General features: G+C 70.6%; 18 protein-coding genes. 7 read left to right on the plus strand and 11 right to left on the minus strand.

Features of this window, described 5'->3' with window-relative positions:
• Nucleotides 1-40 precede the first annotated feature (40 nt).
• On the minus strand, nucleotides 41-688 hold the full coding sequence (locus OHA58_RS20220) for a TetR family transcriptional regulator (RefSeq protein WP_405480405.1): 648 nt from the start codon (nucleotides 686-688) through the stop codon (nucleotides 41-43).
• A gap of 299 nt (nucleotides 689-987) precedes the next feature.
• Between OHA58_RS20220 and OHA58_RS20225 the strand changes: the two genes are divergently transcribed.
• Together OHA58_RS20225 and OHA58_RS20230 are read left to right on the plus strand one after the other, a co-directional pair.
• Nucleotides 988-1,674 (plus strand): VOC family protein, encoded by a 687-nt coding sequence (locus OHA58_RS20225; RefSeq protein WP_405480406.1) that lies wholly within the window; start codon nucleotides 988-990, stop codon nucleotides 1,672-1,674.
• 236 nt (nucleotides 1,675-1,910) lie between these two features.
• A complete protein-coding gene (locus OHA58_RS20230; RefSeq protein WP_405480408.1) occupies nucleotides 1,911-4,325 on the plus strand; it encodes a PQQ-binding-like beta-propeller repeat protein in 2,415 nt (804 codons plus the stop codon).
• Here the strand turns inward: OHA58_RS20230 and OHA58_RS20235 are convergent.
• Nucleotides 4,322-4,987: a hypothetical protein gene (locus OHA58_RS20235; protein WP_405480409.1), complete on the minus strand. Its 666-nt coding sequence runs from the start codon at nucleotides 4,985-4,987 to the stop codon at nucleotides 4,322-4,324. The two genes, OHA58_RS20230 and OHA58_RS20235, sit on opposite strands and share 4 nt — an antisense overlap.
• 142 nt (nucleotides 4,988-5,129) lie before the next feature.
• On the opposite strand from OHA58_RS20235, the gene OHA58_RS20240 reads away from it, so the two are divergent.
• Nucleotides 5,130-5,717: a hypothetical protein gene (locus OHA58_RS20240; protein WP_405480410.1), complete on the plus strand. Its 588-nt coding sequence runs from the start codon at nucleotides 5,130-5,132 to the stop codon at nucleotides 5,715-5,717.
• A 10-nt stretch (nucleotides 5,718-5,727) separates the two neighbouring features.
• On the opposite strand, the gene OHA58_RS20245 is transcribed toward OHA58_RS20240, so the two are convergent.
• The 3 genes from OHA58_RS20245 to OHA58_RS20255 all read right to left on the minus strand — a co-directional run bounded on the left by OHA58_RS20245 (nucleotide 5,728) and on the right by OHA58_RS20255 (nucleotide 8,214).
• Entirely contained in the window at nucleotides 5,728-6,501 is a 774-nt protein-coding gene (locus tag OHA58_RS20245) for an enoyl-CoA hydratase/isomerase family protein (protein ID WP_405480411.1), read from the minus strand.
• Nucleotides 6,498-6,950 carry a Zn-ribbon domain-containing OB-fold protein gene (locus OHA58_RS20250; RefSeq protein ID WP_383525637.1) on the minus strand — a complete coding sequence of 151 codons (453 nt, stop codon included), beginning with the start codon at nucleotides 6,948-6,950 and terminating at the stop codon, nucleotides 6,498-6,500. The genes OHA58_RS20245 and OHA58_RS20250 overlap by 4 nt, the downstream gene beginning before the upstream one ends.
• Before the next feature lie 112 nt (nucleotides 6,951-7,062).
• Nucleotides 7,063-8,214: a lipid-transfer protein gene (locus OHA58_RS20255; RefSeq protein WP_405480412.1), complete on the minus strand. Its 1,152-nt coding sequence runs from the start codon at nucleotides 8,212-8,214 to the stop codon at nucleotides 7,063-7,065.
• 123 nt (nucleotides 8,215-8,337) lie between these two features.
• Between OHA58_RS20255 and OHA58_RS20260 the strand changes: the two genes are divergently transcribed.
• The gene (locus tag OHA58_RS20260) at nucleotides 8,338-9,924 is read left to right on the plus strand and encodes a FadD3 family acyl-CoA ligase (RefSeq protein ID WP_405480413.1); all 1,587 of its coding nucleotides are present in this window, start codon (nucleotides 8,338-8,340) and stop codon (nucleotides 9,922-9,924) included.
• Here the strand turns inward: OHA58_RS20260 and OHA58_RS20265 are convergent.
• From OHA58_RS20265 to OHA58_RS20280, 4 genes are all read right to left on the minus strand, one after another.
• Complete coding sequence (locus tag OHA58_RS20265; RefSeq protein WP_405480414.1) at nucleotides 9,899-10,354, minus strand: DUF6247 family protein; 456 nt, start codon at nucleotides 10,352-10,354, stop codon at nucleotides 9,899-9,901. The two genes, OHA58_RS20260 and OHA58_RS20265, sit on opposite strands and share 26 nt — an antisense overlap.
• The gene (locus OHA58_RS20270; protein ID WP_405480415.1) at nucleotides 10,351-11,391 is read right to left on the minus strand and encodes a hypothetical protein; all 1,041 of its coding nucleotides are present in this window, start codon (nucleotides 11,389-11,391) and stop codon (nucleotides 10,351-10,353) included. The genes OHA58_RS20265 and OHA58_RS20270 overlap by 4 nt, the downstream gene beginning before the upstream one ends.
• Before the next feature lie 179 nt (nucleotides 11,392-11,570).
• Nucleotides 11,571-11,858, minus strand: coding sequence for a DUF397 domain-containing protein (locus OHA58_RS20275; protein WP_405480417.1), 288 nt, complete (start codon nucleotides 11,856-11,858; stop codon nucleotides 11,571-11,573).
• On the minus strand, nucleotides 11,845-12,690 hold the full coding sequence (locus OHA58_RS20280) for a helix-turn-helix domain-containing protein (protein WP_405480418.1): 846 nt from the start codon (nucleotides 12,688-12,690) through the stop codon (nucleotides 11,845-11,847). The genes OHA58_RS20275 and OHA58_RS20280 overlap by 14 nt, the downstream gene beginning before the upstream one ends.
• A 119-nt stretch (nucleotides 12,691-12,809) precedes the next feature.
• On the opposite strand from OHA58_RS20280, the gene OHA58_RS20285 reads away from it, so the two are divergent.
• Genes OHA58_RS20285 through OHA58_RS20295 form a run of 3 tightly spaced genes read left to right on the plus strand, consistent with a single transcriptional unit; the run spans nucleotide 12,810 to nucleotide 14,340 of the window.
• The gene (locus tag OHA58_RS20285) at nucleotides 12,810-13,229 is read left to right on the plus strand and encodes an ATP-binding protein (protein WP_405480419.1); all 420 of its coding nucleotides are present in this window, start codon (nucleotides 12,810-12,812) and stop codon (nucleotides 13,227-13,229) included.
• Nucleotides 13,229-13,468 (plus strand): hypothetical protein, encoded by a 240-nt coding sequence (locus OHA58_RS20290; protein ID WP_405480421.1) that lies wholly within the window; start codon nucleotides 13,229-13,231, stop codon nucleotides 13,466-13,468. Before OHA58_RS20285 ends, OHA58_RS20290 begins: the two co-directional genes overlap by 1 nt.
• 23 nt (nucleotides 13,469-13,491) lie before the next feature.
• Nucleotides 13,492-14,340 (plus strand): DUF3626 domain-containing protein, encoded by an 849-nt coding sequence (locus OHA58_RS20295; protein ID WP_405480422.1) that lies wholly within the window; start codon nucleotides 13,492-13,494, stop codon nucleotides 14,338-14,340.
• A gap of 206 nt (nucleotides 14,341-14,546) precedes the next feature.
• Here the strand turns inward: OHA58_RS20295 and OHA58_RS20300 are convergent, their stop codons facing one another.
• Together OHA58_RS20300 and OHA58_RS20305 are read right to left on the minus strand one after the other, a co-directional pair.
• Nucleotides 14,547-14,720 carry a sigma-like protein gene (locus OHA58_RS20300; RefSeq protein WP_405480423.1) on the minus strand — a complete coding sequence of 58 codons (174 nt, stop codon included), beginning with the start codon at nucleotides 14,718-14,720 and terminating at the stop codon, nucleotides 14,547-14,549.
• A 202-nt stretch (nucleotides 14,721-14,922) separates the two neighbouring features.
• Nucleotides 14,923-17,922: a BTAD domain-containing putative transcriptional regulator gene (locus OHA58_RS20305; protein WP_405480425.1), complete on the minus strand. Its 3,000-nt coding sequence runs from the start codon at nucleotides 17,920-17,922 to the stop codon at nucleotides 14,923-14,925.
• Between the last annotated feature and the right edge of the window lie 59 nt (nucleotides 17,923-17,981).

A 17,981-nucleotide genomic window follows, 5' to 3' on the forward strand; every position in this document is an offset into this window, starting at 1 on the left:
CTCGACAGGAACTGGAAAACCCCGAAGGACTGCCCCGGGGCTACCTCGTCGGCTTCTTGCCGGTGACGCCCAGGTGCACCAACAGGGCCAGATTGGGCTTGAGTTCGGCCTGCTTGACGCCCCAGGTCTGGAAGCCCTTCTGATGTGAGGCCACTGCCGCGAGCATCGCGACGAGCGAACCGGCCATCGCGGCGGGGCTCACGTCCTTGTCGACCTTGCCCTTGGCCTGGAGCTCCTTGACCGTATCCGTAAGGGAGTTGTTCACGGAGTTCAGGATCTTCATGCGGATCTTGTAGAAGCGCTTGTCGCCCTCGGCCGCGCCGAGGTCGACGACGCGCAGGATCGCATCGTTCTTCCGCCAGAACTCGAGGAATCCGTCGACGAGTTCCTGCGAGGTCTGCCAGCCGGCTTTGCCGACCCATGAGCGGCCCTCGAGGAGCTGGGTCAACCCGGCGCCCTCCGCGGCCATTTGCTCGGCGATCTCCAGAACGGCGCCCTCGACGTCCGGGAAATACTGGTAGAAGGTCGCCGGTGAAGTGCCTGCCTTCCGGGCCACATCAATGACTTTGACGTCCCGGTAGGGCGAGGAGCTGAGCATCTCGCCGAGGCACTCCAGCAGCTTCTGACGCGTCGCCTGACCACGCCGTCCGGCCACGCGGCCGTCGACGGTACGTACTTGTCCTGTCATGCCGTCAGCTTACCGAGGGGTGATCGGAGCGCGATTCGGCCGACTGCAAATGGGGTTGAGGGCTCCGGCACATGGGTTGATGAGGGGCCGCCCGGGGCTTTTGCGCATGTGGGGGCCGGTGGGACCGCATAAGTTATCAACAGCCTGTGGAAAACCCGGTGGATAAAATTGGCCAAGTGTTCGAATTGGCCGTGCCGCGGGCCCGCGGAGGCGACACCCTGCCACCCAGGGGGCACCCCTCCCCACAGTGACGTACGGCACACCCGCGTACGGCAGGTGAACAGGAAGGACGCACGCCGATGGAGTTCGCCGAGGGCGCCCCCTGCTGGGCCGACGCCGCGCTCCCCGACGTGGAGTCGGGCAAGCGCTTCTACGGCGACCTCTTCGGCTGGACCTTCGACGAGGGCGCGGGCGCCGAGTACGGCTACTACACGCAGGCCTACAGCCACGGAAGGAACGTCGCAGCCCTCGCCCCGGACCGCGACGGCCGCACGCCCACCGGCTGGACCGTCTACTTCAAGGCCCGCGACGCCGAGACCGTCGCCTCCGCCGTAAGGGACTGCGGCGGACACCTCCTCGTCGAACCCCTCTCCATCGGCCCCTTCGGCACCCTGGCGCTCGCGGCCGACCCCGAAGGAACCGTCTTCGGCCTCTGGCAGGCCGGCACCCACACCGGCTTCGAGGCACAAGGGGAACCCGGGACGTTCCGCCGCACCGAGCTCCAGGCGCGCGACAGGACGGCCGTCGCCCCCTTCTACGCGTCGGTCCTGCGGCAGGGCGCCGCTGACCTCGGCATATCCGCCGCCACCGGCAACGCACCGGCCCGCTTCCTCGTCCACTTCGCCGTCACCGACTGCGAGGCCACGGCCGACGCCGCCACCCGCCTCGGCGGCCGCGTGAAGGAAGAACCGTTCGACACCCCCTACGGACGCGTGGCCGTCCTCGCCGACAACCAGGGCGCTGCCTTCGCCGTCCACCAGGGCTGAACAGGCCCCTCCCGCTTCCCTCCCGGCCTTCTCCTGCTTCCCTCCCGGCCCTCCCGCTCCCGCGGAATGCACCCGTAATGCGGTACCTCTCCCGTGACACCCCGATTTGCCCCCGGGTTCGCAACCGGAGCCCCGTACAGGAAGAATCGGGGTGCGTGCCGCCGTAGCGCTTCGGTGGTGAGACGCTGACCGGGGACTGTGCACAGCGACCCGGTCCCGTACGGGGAGGCAGGCAAGTGGTGGATCAGCTGACGCAGCACGATCCGAGGCGGATCGGCCCGTTCGAGGTGCTCGGACGGCTCGGTGCGGGCGGCATGGGACTGGTCTATCTCGCGCGCTCGGCGTCCGGCCGGCGCGTGGCGATCAAGACAGTGCGGACCGAACTCGCCGAGGACCAGCTCTTCCGCGTCCGCTTCACCCGCGAGGTCGAGGCGGCCCGTGCCGTATCCGGCTTCTACACCGCGGCCGTCGTCGACGCCGACCCGCGCGCCGCCGTGCCGTGGCTCGCCACCGCCTACGTCCCCGCGCCCTCCCTCGAAGAAATAGTGAACGAGTGCGGGCCGCTGCCGGCCCAGGCGGTGCGCTGGCTCGCCGCCGGAATCGCCGAGGCCCTCCAGTCCATCCACGGCGCGGGCCTCGTCCACCGCGACCTCAAGCCGTCGAACGTGCTCGTCGTCGAGGACGGCCCCCGCGTCATCGACTTCGGCATCGCGTCCGGCGTCTCCAACACCCGCCTGACCATGACGAACGTCGCCGTCGGCACGCCCGCCTACATGTCGCCGGAGCAGGCCAAGGACTCCCGGAGCGTCACCGGGGCCTCCGACGTCTTCTCCCTCGGCTCCACCCTCGTCTTCGCCGCCACCGGACACGCCCCCTTCCACGGCGCCAACCCCGTCGAGACCGTCTTCATGCTGCTGCGCGAAGGCCCCGACATCGAAGGACTGCCCGCCGAACTGCGGCCCCTCATCGAGTCCTGCATGAAGATGGAGGCCCCGCTGCGGCCCTCGCCCGCGGACCTCCAGGCCCAGCTCGCCCCGCACCTCTTCGGCTCCGGCAGCGACGACAGCGGCACCGCGTCCGCCTGGCTCCCCGAGCGCTCCGTCGCGCTCATCGAGGAACGCAGGGGCGGACGGCCCCCGGTCAAGAGCAGCGGTCCCGGCCGCGGCGGCAGCGGCGGCCGTGGCGTGCACGGCGGCGGCCCCGGCCCCATGCCCGCCATGCCCGCGCAGCCCCCCGGCCCGCCCCCGTCCCACGCCCCCGGCACCGACGGCTGGCGCCCCGCACCCGTACCCCCACCCGTCGCCGCCACCGCGGGCCTCGCACCCGACGCCGGGCCCGTACGCCTGGCCGGGGCGCAGGTCCCGATCGGCCCCGGCCCGCGCGTCGCCGACGCCCGCGCCGCCGCCGTGAAGGCACCGCCCGCCGACGCCGGCCTCGCCGCGTCCTGGTCCCGCCCCAAGACCGGCGTCAACGGCACCCCCGATCCCGTGGTCCCCGCCCCGGCCCCCGAGGCGGGCGCCGCCTGGCGCCCCTGGCGCTTCCGCATGTCGAACGACGTGTGGGGCACCCCGTCCGTGGCCGGCGACCTCGTCTACGTGACCTCTTTCGAGGTACACGCACTCGACGTGTCCACCGGCCGCCGCCGCTTCAAGACCCGCGACGTCGCCTGGTCCATGGCCGTCGCCGACGGCCGGATCCACGCCTCCGACGGCCCCACCCTCTACGCCCTCGACGCCCGCGAGGGACACGACCTGTGGCGGCTCCAGACCGACGCCTGGGTGTACTCCCTCAAGGCCGACCGCGGCACCGTCGTCACCGGCACCCGCGGCGGCGGCGTCCAGGCCTGGGAAGCCGTCAACGGCGACAAGCTGTGGGAGATCACCGGCGCCCAGACCGACTTCGAGTCCCCCGAGGCCGGACCCGTCATCCACGACGGCACCGTCTACGTCTGGCAGGATGCCCGGCTGCGCGCGCTGGAGGCACGTACCGGCGAGGAGCGCTGGTCGTACCCGATCGGCGACGCGGCCTCCTGCGGCGGCGTCCCCGTCCGCCTGACCCAGGCCTCCGACGGCTACGTCTACGTGGCCGCCGGCACCCGCGTCCTGGCCGTCGACGTCGTGAGCGGCCACGTCCGCTGGCACTTCGAGGCGCCCGCCGTGTTCCTCTGCCCGCCCGCCTTCGCCCCCGGACCCGCCGTCACCGGCGGCGGCGTCTACCTCGCCGACCACCTCGGCACCGTCTACGCCCTCGACGCCACCGACGGCCGCGACCGCTGGCGCATCGCGACGGAATCCCGCCCCTCCTCCATCGAACCGGTCCTCGTCTCGCACGGCCACGTCCACGTGGGCAGCGGCCAGGGCCTCTACACCCTCGACGCCGTCACCGGCACGCCCAAGTGGCGCTTCCAGGCGGGCGGCGAGGTCGTCGGCTCACCCGTGGTCGCCGACAACCGCATCCACTTCGGCGCCACCGACCACCTCCTGTACACCCTCAAGGCCGACGACGGCCGCCTCCGCTGGAAGCTCGCCACCGGAGGCGAGATCACCGGCGCACCCGTGGTCAAGGACGGCGTGGTGTACGCGTGCAGCAAGGACCGCTGCGTGTACGCACTGGACGCGGAAAAGGGCACGGGGACGGCCTCGGCGCGCTAGGGCTTGTCGCCGGGCTGCCCACCCGGGTGCCCCTGCTGCCCCTCCTCGTAGGGGGGCTCCTCGTAAGGGGGATCCGGATACGGGGGCTGCTCGGCGTACGGCTGCATCGGGCCCTCCAGCGTGTGCTGGGGACCGTCGAGCGCGGGCGCCGGCGGCGGGACCGGGTCGGTGAAGTGCGTGGGCTGCGGGCCGCTGTCACCGGCGTCCCCCTGGTCCGCGTACTCGGGGAGCCGCGGCTGCCGCTTGTGCCGCCCGCTCATCACGGCCGCACCGAGCAGCAGCAGTACGCCGCCGACGACCGCGCCGGCCACCCCCACACCGAGCCCGGAACCGTCACCGGCCACCACCATCCGCCCCTCGGCCTGTCCTACCCGCACCATCCACAACAGGGTGAACGCGAGTACCACCACGCCCGCGAACGCGACGAGGAGCCGCGACCGCAGTACGAGCCCGATCAGCGTCGCGGCGGCGGCCACCACGAACGGCAGGAGGAGGGAACCGAACAACTCCGCGCGCGCGTCCGTCACTCCGGCAACCGTGAACAGGTCACCGAGGCGGTAATAGCGCCCGTGACGGCCGTCGTACCACGCACGGAAGGGGCTGGAAACGGCGGCCGTCGCTCCGAGGAGAGCGAGGATCGACCCAAGGACGTTGCGGACCATGCGCAGCCTCCTGAGTGCGGCCCGGTTCGGCTCTCGGTCCCGACGCTACGCCGGGACCACACCCCTCGCCACGCGGCGCTGCTACGGTGTCGGGTCGCCATAAGGAACGCACGGATCACCATATTTTCGGGGGAACAGAAGGATGCTGCGACGAGGGCTGAAGCTCACGGCACTGGCGGCCGTGGTCGTACTCGCACTGACCGGATTCTCGACGGGCCGCGGCCACGGAGGGTCCGGCAAGAGCAAGAGCAGGGGGAGCAGCAGCAGTAGTGGCGGAGGCGGCTGCTCCAGCTCGAAGCAGAACCACGGCGGCGGCTACAACGGTTCACACCACAGCGACTACGACGATGACGACTCCTACGACGACGACTCGTACGGGTCGTCCGGCGGCGGCGACACCGCGACGGACACCGCCACCGGCTCCGCCACGGGCGACGCCGACGTGGTGATCGTCGACTGCGCAGGCCCCGGCCGCAAGGCCAGTAAGCGCCGCGCCGCCGGCAAGGCCGACTCGACCGTGACCGTACGCGTCACGTCCCAGGAGCTGGGCACGAACGACTTCTCCGTCGGTGTCGACCTGCTGGACGGCGGCGGCAGGCTCGTCGAGAACGTCAGCAAGACCGTGAGCCTCGACGAGGGCGAGACCGAGACCGTCACGCTGAGGATGACGATGCCGCGCCAGGCGGCGAACGTGTACAGGTGCGCCAACCCTTTGGCGACCACGGTCTGATCTCGTTGGATCACCGCAGGCGGAACCCGCCGGAGCGCCTCGCTCCGAACAGCTCCGCCTGCCGCTCCGGGGGCAGATTTCCCAGGGCGATCAGCTGCGGCGCGTGCGCGAGGGCCTGCGTGCGCGCCGCTTCCTTGGCCGCCCACACCGCCCGCACCGTGCCCTGCACGGCCTCGGTCGGATACGACGCGATCGTCTCGGCGCAGCGCACCGATGCCGCCAACGCGCCGCCGGGCGCGGTCAGTTCGGACACGAGCCCGGTCTCGTACGCGCGCCGGGCCGAGATCCGTTCGGCGGTCCCCATCAGCGCCATCCGCGCCACCTCGCCGAACGGCATGCGCTGGGCGAGGTGGATGGTCTCGTAGGCGCTGACCATGCCGTAGGTCGTATGCGGGTCGAAGAACGTGGCGCTCTCGTCGGCGACGACGAACTCGCTCTCGCCGATGAGATAGAACGCCCCGCCGCACGCCATCCCATTGACGGCGGCGACGACTGGCTTCCACAGATCGTTGGCCTTGGGCCCGACCGCGACGAGCGGATCGTCGATGCTGTACGGGGACTGCGGCTGCGGCACCTCGGCGTCGCGGTCGATGCCCGTACAGAAGGCCCGCTCACCGGCGCCGGTGATGACGACGGCGCGCACCGAGTCGTCAAACCTGAACCCCCGCCACACAGCGGCGAGTTCATCGGCGGTCGCCAGATCGATCGCGTTGTGACGCTCGGGCCGGTCGAGGGTGACGACCGCGACCGCGCTCTCCTTGTCGGTCTCGACGCGCACGCTCACGGCCGCTCCAGAACCCAGCGTGGCATCGTCACACCGTCGACGTCGGTGAAGACGACCTGCACCTTCGCGCCGATGCGCAGCCGTCCGGGGTCGACGGAGTTCAGGGCCGCGTCGGCGGAGGCGACCAGATTCCCGACGAGCCGGATCCGGGGCGCGTCCGCCAGCTCGACGATGATCGCGTTGTACGGGGCGACGGCGGCGTACGCGGGCAGCAGCGGCGGATGCGGGACGACGTAGGACCAGATCCGCCCCCGCCCGCTCATGAGCCGCCACTCACTCTCGAACGACCCGCAGTGCGGGCAGCAGGGACGAGGCGGGAAGCGCAGCTCACCGCAGGCGGGGGAGGCGCAGGCCTGCATGCGGAGTTGGGACTGGGCGGCGTAGTGCCAGAAGGGTGCACCGTCGTCATCGATGACAGGTGACAGATAACAGATTTCAGATTCTGTCATTGGTCAATCCAACTTCCCTCTTTGTCATGGGTCAGTGCAACGCCGTGAGCCGGACTCCGTGAGTCCATCTCCGTCAGGGCGACGGCAAGACCCCCGCCCCCGCCTCCGCCCCTCACGCCCCCCGCAGCAGCAAGGCCGACGTAGGTACCCCCTCGCCCGCCGTCACCAGGCACGTCCCCGCCCCCGGTACCTGCGCCGTGCTGATGCCGCGCAGTTGCTTCACACCCTCGTTGATCAGGTTGAAACCGTGGACGTACGCCTCGCTGAGCCCGCCCCCACCGGTGTTCAGCGGCAGCCGTCCGCCGATCTCCAGCGCCCCGCCCTCGGTGAACGCCCCGCCCTCGCCGCGCCCGCAGAACCCGTACCCCTCCAGGGACAGCGGGATCAGCGGCGTGAACGCGTCGTAGATCTGCGCGACGTCCACGTCCTCCGGCCCGAAGTCAGCCTGTTTCCACAGGTGTCGGGCCGCTGTCCACGCCGGCCCCGTCAGCGGATCGTCGTTCCAGTAGTTGACCATCCCGTGGTGCTGGGACGGCAGCCCCTGCGCGACCGAGTGCACGTACACCGGCTTCTGGCGGCAGTCGCGTGCCCGCTCGGCGGAGACGATGACGCACGCCAACGCGCCATCCGTCTCAAGGCAGTTGTCGAAGAGACACAGCGGCTCGCTGATCATGCGGGCCGTCATATACATGTCGCGCGTCAGCGGCCGCTCGTACATCATCGCGGCCGGGTTCTGGTTGGCGCGGTTGCGGCAGGCGAGCGCGACGTTGAAGAGGTGGTCCCTGGTCGCCCCGTACTCGTGCATGTAGCGCCGCGCGAGCATTGCTATCTCGTCGGCGGGGCGCAGCAGCCCGTACGGGCGGGTCCACTGCGCGGGCGTCGGCAGCTGGACCGCCGTGTTCTTCCACGGGCGCGGCCCCGACCCCCGCTTGCGCGAGCGCCAGGCGACCCCGACGCTCGCCTGCCCCGTGGCGACGGCGGCGGCCAGGTGCGCGACCGTCGCGCACGATCCGCCGCCCCCGAATCCGACCTTGCTGAAGAAGGTCACGTCCCCCGCGCCGACGGCCTTGGCGACCTCGACCTCGTCGGTCTCCTCCATCGTGTACGAGGCGAAGGCGTCGACCTCGGACGGCGCGATCCCGGCGTCGTCGAGGGCGCCGAGGATGGCCCGGCAGGCCAAAGTCTTTTCGCTCTCCGGGAGTTGTTTGCCGAAGGTCGTCTGCCCGATCCCCACTATGGCCGTCGCGTCCTTGAGCCCCGCCATCGCAAGCCACCTCCGCGCGTCGTGATGCCACCACGATCGTCCCGTCTGCTGACAGCGCGTCAGGCTACCGTTAATCTGACGGATAGTCAGCTACGGGTCGGCTACGGGTGTGGAGGTCGTGCGATGCGCGGGGACCTGGAGTGGGGCACCGTTCCCCAACTGGTGCATGCGGCAGCCGAACGGTACGGGGAGCGTGAGGCCGTCGTCGAGGGCCGTACGCGCCTCTCGTACGCGGAACTCGGCGACCGCGTCGAACGAGCCGCCGCGGCCTGCATCGCGAGCGGCGTCGAACCGGGTGACCGGGTCGCGGTCTGGGCGCCCAACACCCTCGACTGGATCGTCTCCGCCCTGGGCGCGGTGAGCGCGGGCGCGGTCCTCGTCCCCCTCAACACCCGCTTCAAGGGTACGGAGGCGGCCTACGTCCTGGCCCGCTCCCGCGCGAAGCTCCTGTTCGTGACGGGCACATTCCTCGGCACGTCGTACGTGGCGTCTCTGCGCCGGGCGAACGCCGAACTCCCCTGCCTGGAACAGGTGGTTGTCCTCGCCGACACGGCCCCGGACACATCGCCCGACCACGAGGACCCGCGCGTCTGGCGGACCTGGAAGGACTTCCTGGCCGGCGGCGAGGGGGTCTCGGGCGAGACGGTCCGGGCCCGCGCGGCGGAAATCGCCCCGACCTCCCCCTCCGACATCATTTTCACCTCGGGCACCACGGGCCGCCCCAAGGGCGCGGTGATCACCCACGCCCAGACCCTCCGCGGCTACGCGATCTGGTCCGACCTGGCCGGCCTGCGCGAAGGTGACCGCTACCTCATCGTCAACCCCTTCTTCCACACCTTCGGCTACAAGGCCGGCATCATCGCCTGCCTGATGCGCGGCGCGACGATGATCCCGCAACCCGTCTTCAACGTGGACACGGTCCTGGCCAACATCGCCGCCGAACGCATCTCCGTCCTCCCCGGCCCGCCCACACTCCACCAGTCACTCCTGGACCACCCGAACCGCACCTCCCACGACCTGTCGGCCCTACGACTGGTGGTGACGGGAGCGGCAGTGGTCCCCCTCCAACTCGTCGAACGCCTCCGCTCCGAACTCCACATCGACACCGTCCTCACGGCATACGGCCTCTCAGAGGCGAGCGGCATCGTGACGATGTGCCGCCGCGGCGACGAGGCATCGGTGATCGCGTCGACGTCCGGCCGGGCGATACCCGGCACGGAGGTACGGGTGGACTCGCCCGGCCCCGGCGAACCCGGCGAGGTCCTGGTCAGGGGCTTCAACGTCATGAGCGGCTACTTCGAGGACGAGGACTCGACGCGCGAGGCGTTCACGGAGGACGGCGGCTGGCTGCGCACGGGGGACGTGGGCGTCCTCGACGAGTCCGGCAACTTGCGTATCACGGACCGCATCAAGGACATGTTCATCGTCGGCGGCTTCAACGCCTACCCGGCCGAGATAGAGCAGCTCCTCGGCCTCCACCCGCACGTGGCCGACGTCGCGGTGATTGGAGTCCCGGACCCGCGCCTCGGCGAGGTCGGCAAGGCGTACGTGGTGCGCCGCCCGTCATCGGTGACGACGTCCGACGACCTGATCGCGTGGGCACGCCGGGAGATGGCGAACTACAAGGTGCCGCGGGTGGTGGAGTTCGTGTCCGACCTGCCGCGGAATGCGAGCGGGAAGGTGGTCAAGGGGGAGTTGCGGGGCCGGTGACGCAGTCGGGGGGCGGGGGCGTGGCGCCCCCGATGACGTGGGTCTCGTCAGGGTCGTACTCCCAGCGCCAGTCTCTTATTGTCGAGCGAAGCCCGGGCGGCTGCGTGCAGTGTGCGGATCTCGTCCATGGTGTGCGCCAGGTAGGGGTGCCCCGGTCGGAGGTCTGCGCCGTGTACTCGGCGGCGCGCAGCCGGGCCGCCGACGTCGGATGCCGTGCGATCTCCACCGCGACAGCCCAGGCCTCCAGAAACTGGACGATGGGTCCGAGGCTGCCCGTGCTCACTGCCCGCGCGATCGCTTCGTCCTTCTGCCGCTCCATGTCGGGCAGCCTGGGCGCGGCCACCTGCGCGAGGGCCACGCGAAGGGCGGCGGGCGTCCGCTCGGGCCGCGGGACAAGGGGTCCCACAGGCTCGGTGTGCTGTGTGGTCATCCTGATCCTCCCTGAGCGCTGAGCCGTCTCCGCCGTACGTCCGGCCCGAGTGGCGACGCAGGGTATTCAGCGGCTTCTGGGCGGGGTGGTGCAGAGGTCCCAGGTCGCTCGCGGGATCGTAGCCGGAGGAGGGCGGCGCGGATCTGGTCGATGACGTGCGAGGGGCGATGGAGGACGTCCTCCGCGGTGTGGCGGAGGAGTACGCGGATCTCCGGGCATGCGAGGAGTTCGTTGAAGCGGGCGACGTCACGGCGGTGGTCGGCCCGGCTGCCGTGGTAGGCGTAGCCCTCGATCTCGACGGCGAGTCCCTCGGCCCGGAAGAGGAAGTCCGGGTAGCGGTGGCTGCCGGTGGGGGTGGTGACTTCGGCCTGGCTTTCCGGGTGCAGTCCGGCGTCGTGCATGTGGAGGCGGGCGAGGGTTTCTACGGGGGAGCCGGAACGGGGGTCGGCGAGCATGAGCCGGTTGCGTGCTTTGGCAGCGCCTTGGACAGGTGCATCGAGGGCGGTGGCGACGGCGGCGAGGCGGGTCAGGGGCGCGCGGCGTAGGCCGTCGACGGTGCGGTGGGAGAGCGCGGAATCGAGGGCGACGAGGGCGTCGTCCCTGGGCCTGGTCCGTAGGAGGTCGGCGAGGGTACGGGGGATGTCTGTCAGCCGAAGACCCCAGTGGGAGACAGTTTCGCGGCGGGTGAGGGTGGCGGTCCGGTAGACACGTAATCCGCTGCCCGTTCCGTTGGAGGACTCGGGGTCGGTGAACTCCAGCGGGCCGGCGCCGGGTGACGTGAGCTGCTCGATCCGCCAGAGCGCGGCGGCGGAACGATGACTGACGACGAGGCGCGGGGTGAGGAGCTGGGCGGCGAGGAGGCGCGTACGGAGGTCCACGCGGCGCCCGGGTGCGGCCCAGGCACCGGCCCGGATCCGGGTCCACCCCTCCGCACGCAACGCGCGGGTCAGGCACCGCGGAGGCCATCCGGCGTCGAGGGCGCGCGCGGTGAGCAGGACGCCGTGGCCGGCGGCGAGGGCGTGCAGATCCGGGCTCACGCTCCAACTCTGCCGGGTCGGGCGGATCCGCGCTGAGCCCTGTGGACAACGGGGGATTGGCGGATTTGGGCGGGGGTGGGTGCGGGCGGGACCCGTGTTTCCGGGGTTGTGAGCGGGCGGCGGTTGCCCGAATCCGCCAAAGTCTGGCTGCCTGGCTGCCTGGCTGCGGTGTGGTCGGCTCAGGGGCGCTTCAGGGTTGCTACGAAGGCTGCCCAGGCGGGGGTGCGGAAGAGGAGGACGGGGCCGCCGGAGCGGGCGGTCTTCGAGTCTCGGACGGGTACGAGGGCGGGGTGGCCTTGGGCTACCTCGACGCAGAGCCCGCCGTCGCCGTTGCTGTAGGTGCTCTTCGTCCAGCGGGCGGCGCCGGGGAAGGCCTCGGCGATCTCGACGCATTCTCCCCCGGTGCCGTTGCTGTAGCTGCTCTTACGCCAGTGGGCGGCGCTCAAGTCGATCTCAGTGCTTGCCATTTCGATAGTCCTCTGCCGCTGCCTGGATCAGGGCCAGGGACGCCTCTGGCGGCAGCGCGGCGGCCCTGAGCAGATCGTACGACTCCCGGTACTGCTTCACGAGGGCCGGATAGTCGATGAGTTGGCCACTGTGCAGGCTCTCCGCATACACCACGGGCGGGGCATCCGAGAAGGTCATGATCCGTGTCATGCCCATCATGAAGGGATGGGCTGCGGCGGTTTCCGGAACGATCTGCAAAATGGAGCGGCTTGTTCGGACCACCTCCGTGACGTGATCCAGTAGTCCGGCCATCCCCTCGTTCGGGAGGACCCGGCGTCGGATCAGTGATTCGTCGAGGATTGCCCAGAATGAAGGAGGGTTCTCGGAGTTGAACAGCCCTGCCCGCGCCATGCGGGCCGCCACCTTGTCCTCAACCTCTTCATCCCGGGCCCGGGGCATGGCCGCCCGCACGATTGCGCGCGCGTACGCAGCCGTCTGAAGCAACCCAGGCACGATCATCGGCGCCCAGTCCTCGATGGTCTCCGCGTGCTGTTCCATCTCGGCGACGTCCGCGAAGTACTCTGCGTGCCCCGACTGCCGCGCCTTGCGTGCATCTTCACAACGTCGTTGGAAAAAGCCGTCGGTGCCCAGCTTCTCGTCCACGTGCCTGGCCAGGTCCAGGGGCATACGGCGCTCGCCGCGCTCGATCTGACTGAGGAACGGAACCCCACGGAAGCTTCCCTCCGCCAGTTGTTCGAGGGTGAGCTCCGCCAATTCTCTCTTGAACCGCAACTCGGCGCCGTAAAAAGAGGGGACGTTCGCCGACGCGTCGGGATCCTTGCGGGAGGACACAACTCACCACCACCGTTTGCCAGTTGCTCTGCGTAACCCAAACCCCTTTCACGCTACGCCGCCCACCGCCACTGTGTGACTGATTCGTCACGGAGTGCACTCGACGGGAAGGCGTACGCATGCACCACCAGACCCCCACCGCTGCCGGAGCGGAGGTAGTGAGCCCGCCCGAACTGGCCGTCGAGCTGCTCGCCGTTCCGAAGGCCGTGCCCGAGCTGCGCAGAGTGGTGCGGGGGCACTTGGGCACGGCGTGCTCCGAAGTGCAGCTCTGCGTGAGTGAGTTGCTGGGGAATGTGATCCGACATGTGGGGGAGGGGACGCCGGTACGTGTGCGGGTGGTGCGGGTGGAGGGCGTAGGGATCCGGGTCGAGGTCACGGACCCCGACCCACGCGTGCTCCCCGTACTGCTGCACGCGACGGGGGAGGACGAGTCCGGGCGGGGCCTCGTGCTGCTCGACGCGGTGGCGCGGCGATGGGGCGTGGAAACGGGCGCGGCGTCGAAGACGGTGTGGTGTGAGGTCGAGGCGGGGGAGGAGTAGTGCTGTCGGCGCTGCTCGGGCGGGTGCTTGCGTGGCTGCTGCCGGGCGGGGGCACCCGGCGCCGGGCCTTCACGGTGACGGAGCCGGGGCCGGTCGCGCCGCCGCCCCCGCGTGCGCGGCCCCGTAGCCCGTACGCCCGTGAGGCGGCGGCGGACTACCGGGTCGACGTCTCCGACGAGCCGCTGACCCGGCCCTACTACCGCTACTACGGCGCGACGGAATCCATGTGCGCCGGTTGAGCGGCTTGGGGAACACTGCCCGGATGAGTACCGACGCCACCCGGACGCCGCAGGAACGGGCCCTTCGTCATGTGGCGTCAGTGGCGTCGGGCCCGCCGGTGGACCCGTCGCTGCGGGTGACGCTCAACTTCCACCCGGACCGCCTGCTCCACGGCAAGCCGATCCTGGACGCTCTGGCGGACGACGGCGTCTACCGCTCGCAGTTCGTCACGGGTACGGGCAACGGCGGCCTGACCGCGCATCCCGGCGGGGACCGGTGGCGCTGGGAGAGCCGGATCTTCGACGGTTCTTATGACGGGGCGCCTGCTCAGGAGCGGCCGGTGTACGGGGCGTTGAACTTCCGCCGTAAGGCGGTGGGCGGGGCGCCGCGGTTCGGGTCGGCTCACTTCCGGCTGACTGCGCGGACGGTGGCGCGGACGACGTTCTGCTACCCGGACAGCTTCCTTGAGCCCTCGGATTTCGGTGTCGCAGATCGCATGGGGCTCATCGACCTTGCTCTGGCCGACACGGACAGTCAGGACGACCTCGACAACTACATCGAGGCGCAGGTGCATGGGCCTGTCCGGCTGAACTGCCATGTGGAGGCGGTAGTCTTGGACCCGTGCTACCGCGACTCCCCGGTCGAGGCCGCGGCGCTGCGCCTCGGCTGCCCGGTGGAGTGGCACGGCGGCTTCCGTATAGCGGTCGAGGAACTCCGCCGTTACCCGGACTACCGAGGCCAGGAGTACGTCGACCTGGCCGCGTGGATCGCGGTCGGCGGCACGCTCGATCCCCGAATCATCGGAGACGCGGCCCGCGGCGGCCGCCGTGACCCGCAGTCGGTCAAGAAGGTGTGGCACTACCTGGCGCGCTTCGGGGCGCGGTGCGCTTAGGGCGCGGGTACGACGATGGGGCCGAGCTCGGTGAGCTAGGCCCCATCGAGAGGGTGCCGCATTAGGGAATGTGGCTGCTGCGGCGCCAACGACCACGCAGCGGTGACGAGGATCCGGCCTGAGCGAGTCGCCTCGCCCGGACATGACTCGGCCGCGACGGCTCCCCCTCCGCGCCGCCGCGGCCGATCCCCGTCGGGAAGAAAGTCTTAGGCGTCCTTGGACGGCGCCGGCGAGTGGTTGTCCATCGTGGTGATGGTGTCGTCGGCCGGCGGCGCGGGCGAGTGGTTGTCCATCGTGGTGATGGTGTCGTCGATCGGCGGGGCCGGCGAGTGGTTGTCCATCGTGGTGATGTCTTCCGGCTTCTTCGCTGCCTTGGTCATCCTTGTGCACTCCCCTGAATGTCAGTCAGATCTTGGATGGCCCTTGCCCAGCAACTCCCCCGAGGGTTGCTGGACAAGGGCCATATGGACTCTCACGCAGGTGGTGAGATCCCGGCGACCGTCTGCCCCCCGACGCGACGGATCGATGTGCCGAGCATGTCAGCCTGGCATAAACAATCGATGAACGCCCCAGCGGCCCCACTCAGGCGGCGGAGGCGGGGGTCAGGAGCGCTCGGACGTGATCCGCTTCCGGAGAGCCCGCGTGCTCGTGCATGGGCAGGGCCTCTCGCCAGCAGACGCGTGCTCGGTCCACCTGTCCGAGAGCTGCCAGCGACTGTCCGAGGGTGGTCAGTACGCTGGCGCGGAGACGATCGCCGCCAATGCAGCCTATGGCGAGGGCCTGTTCGGCGTGCTGGGCGGCCAGTGCAAGATGCGACCCTGTCAGATGTGCCTGCGCGATGCGGAAGTGCGTGGTGCCCTCCCAGAGGCGCTGCCGGTTCATCTGGAACATTTGGAGGGCTTCGGTCAGTTCGCCCAAGGCCTCGGACGTGCGTCCAGCCTGAGTGAGGGCGAGCCCGAGCGCATACCGGGCGTTCGCCAGACGCAGGGTCAGGCCCATGCGGTCGTAGACCTCGATTCCCTGTTGAGCGAGGGAGATCGCGCGCGAGGTGCGGCCCATCGCCAGATGCACGCGCGAGAGGTTGCACAAGGCGCTGGCCTCGCCCGGGCTGTTCCCGTCCTTGCGGGAGCCGTCGATGGCATGCTGAAGATGCTCCTCGGCATCGGCGTATCGGCCCTGGTTGAGGGCGATGATGCCTCGGTCATTGCTTGCCCAGTGCAGAGGAGCCGGATCGTTGACCTCGCTGGCGAGCAATGCCGCCTGGCGGGCTTCCTCGTCCGCCTCGTCGTAACGGCCCGCCACTAGATGGACGTTGGTGAGGGTGGTCCGTGCTCGCCCCTCTGCCCGGGAGTCTCCCGTGCCGCGCGCGGCGTCCCGCGCCGCAAGGGCGACAGATTCGTACTGCTTCGAGTTGGCCCCTGACTCACCCAGGTCTTTTGCGGCCCACAGCAGGTCCACCCCACGGCGCAACCGGCCGTCTGTGCACGCCTGGTGTGCGCAGGCGAGAAGGCAGTTGGCCTCTGCGTAGAGCCAGTCCAGGGCTTTTTGGCGGTCGCCGAACCTGAGGCCTGCGTAGTGCGTCGGCTCGAAGTGATGGATCAGCCGGTCCCCGGGGCGTTCAATGGCGAAGACCCCCGCCGCCGTAGCCAGATAAAAGTCCAGCAGCCGAGACATAGCCGCCCCCCGCTCCTCCGGAGGCAACTCGTCCCGTTCCGCGCACGCACGCGCGTAGAGGCGGACCAAGTCGTGGTAGCGGTAGCGGCCAGGGGCCGCCGACTCCAGTAGGGACGTGTCGACCAGCGACTCCAGGAGGTCCTCCGTCGGCTCGACCGGGAGGTCCAGGACCGCTGCTGCCGCCGCCAGGGAGATGTCCGGGCCGTCCGCGAGCCCCAGCAACCGGAAGGCCCGAGCCTGCGCGGGCTCCAGCTGGCCGTAGCCCAGTTCGAACGTCGCCTTGACCGCCAGGTCGCCCGCCTGGAGTTCGTCCAGGCGGCGGCGTTCGTCGGCGAGCTTCGCCGCCAGGACCGAGACCGTCCACGTGCGCCGCGCCGCGAGGCGCGACGCCGCGATGCGGATGGCGAGGGGGAGGAAGCCGCACGCGGCGACCACGTCGAGGGCCGCCTCCCGCTCGGAGGCCACCCGTTCCGCGCCCACGATCTTCGTGAAGAGCTGGAGCGCTTCCTCCGGCGACATCACGTCGAGGTCCACGAGATGCGCGCCCACCAGGTCGACCATGCGGACGCGGCCCGTGATGAGCGCGGCGCAGCCCTCCGTGCCGGGGAGCAGGGGGCGGACCTGGGCGGCGTCGCGGGCGTTGTCCAGGAGGATCAGGACGCGGCGGCCGTCGAGCGTGGAACGGTAGAGCGCCGAGCGTTCTTCCAGGGAGTCCGGGATCGCGGAGTCGGCCGTGCCGAGTGCCCGCAGGAACGAGCCGAGAACCGTCTCCGGTTCCGCCGCGCGCGGGCCCGCGCCCTGGAGGTCGACGTAGAGCTGGCCGTCGGGGAAGGACGGGCGGGCGGCGTGGGCCACGTGGACGGCGAGCGTCGTCTTTCCTACGCCGCCGATCCCGGCCACCGCCGACACCGCCATGACCTGGCCCTCCCCGTCGGGGGAGGAGGCCGAGGACAGGATGTCGCGCAGCTCGGTCACGAATGAGGCGCGGCCCGTGAAGTCCGGGACCGTTGCCGGGAGTTGGGCGGGCCGGAGGGGGGACGCCGAAGGTTCCGTCGTCGGGGCGGACGGTTCCGCGAGGGCCGGGTCCGCCTGGAGGATGCGCTGCTGGAGTTCGGCGAGGCCCTGGCGCGGGTCGACGCCGAGTTCGTCGGCGAGGAGGCGGCGCGTGTCGGCGTAGACGGCGAGGGCCTCGGCCTGGCGGCCGGAGCGGTAGAGGGCCAGCATGAGGAGCTCGCGCAGGCGTTCGCGCAGGGGGTGCGCGGCGGTGAGGGCGGTGAGTTCGGAGACCGCCTCCGCGTGGCAGCCCTGCTCCAGGTCCATGTCGAGGCGGGATTCGAGCAGGCCGAGGCGCCATTCCTCCAGGCGGGCACGCTGGGTCTCGGCGTACGGGCCGGGGATGTTGGCGAGAGGTTCGCCGTCCCACAGGGCCAGCGCCCGGTTGACCAGCTCGCGTGCCTTGCACAGGTCCCCGGCGCTCCGGGCCTTCTCGGCGTCGGAACGCAGTGCCTCCGCCGCGGCCAGGTCGAGCGCGTCGCCGCTCACTGAGCGGATCGCGTAGCCGCCGGACTCGCTGACGAGGACGCCGGGGTCGAGGATCTTGCGCAGCCGGGAGGCGTACGTACGGACGGCGGCGAGGGCTTGCGACGGGGGTTCGTCGCCCCACAGGGCGTCGATCAGCTCGGCGGCGGTCGCGGTGCGTCCCTCGCGCAGCAGGAGAGCCGCGAGCAGGGCGCGCTGCTGTGGGGAGCCCGTGGTCAGGAGCTCGTCGCCGCGCCAGGAGCGCACCGGGCCGAGCACACTGAAGCGCAGGCCCGCCGGGACCTCCGTGGCCTCGGGCAGCTCAGCGCTCCCGGTGCTTTTGGAGGTCCCGGCGTACCGCTGCTCCGGTACTCGCGGTACACCGTCCATCGCTGCCCCCTGCCGCACGCGTCGGATCCAAAGACGACGAGGCCAGTTTGCCTTGTTCA

Origin of the sequence: Streptomyces sp. NBC_00009 (genome assembly GCF_045040855.1) — a bacterium.
GTDB lineage: Bacteria > Actinomycetota > Actinomycetes > Streptomycetales > Streptomycetaceae > Streptomyces > Streptomyces aureus.

Coding starts and splice junctions, on each gene's coding strand:
- OHA58_RS20220 (WP_405480405.1), bottom strand. CDS start 688: ATGACAGGACAAGTACGTACCGTCGACGGCCGCGTGGCCGGACGGCGT.
- OHA58_RS20225 (WP_405480406.1), top strand. CDS start 988: ATGGAGTTCGCCGAGGGCGCCCCCTGCTGGGCCGACGCCGCGCTCCCC.
- OHA58_RS20235 (WP_405480409.1), bottom strand. CDS start 4,987: ATGGTCCGCAACGTCCTTGGGTCGATCCTCGCTCTCCTCGGAGCGACG.
- OHA58_RS20240 (WP_405480410.1), top strand. CDS start 5,130: ATGCTGCGACGAGGGCTGAAGCTCACGGCACTGGCGGCCGTGGTCGTA.
- OHA58_RS20250 (WP_383525637.1), bottom strand. CDS start 6,950: ATGACAGAATCTGAAATCTGTTATCTGTCACCTGTCATCGATGACGAC.
- OHA58_RS20255 (WP_405480412.1), bottom strand. CDS start 8,214: ATGGCGGGGCTCAAGGACGCGACGGCCATAGTGGGGATCGGGCAGACG.
- OHA58_RS20260 (WP_405480413.1), top strand. CDS start 8,338: ATGCGCGGGGACCTGGAGTGGGGCACCGTTCCCCAACTGGTGCATGCG.
- OHA58_RS20265 (WP_405480414.1), bottom strand. CDS start 10,354: ATGACCACACAGCACACCGAGCCTGTGGGACCCCTTGTCCCGCGGCCC.
- OHA58_RS20275 (WP_405480417.1), bottom strand. CDS start 11,858: ATGGCAAGCACTGAGATCGACTTGAGCGCCGCCCACTGGCGTAAGAGC.
- OHA58_RS20285 (WP_405480419.1), top strand. CDS start 12,810: ATGCACCACCAGACCCCCACCGCTGCCGGAGCGGAGGTAGTGAGCCCG.
- OHA58_RS20295 (WP_405480422.1), top strand. CDS start 13,492: ATGAGTACCGACGCCACCCGGACGCCGCAGGAACGGGCCCTTCGTCAT.
- OHA58_RS20300 (WP_405480423.1), bottom strand. CDS start 14,720: ATGACCAAGGCAGCGAAGAAGCCGGAAGACATCACCACGATGGACAAC.
- OHA58_RS20305 (WP_405480425.1), bottom strand. CDS start 17,922: ATGGACGGTGTACCGCGAGTACCGGAGCAGCGGTACGCCGGGACCTCC.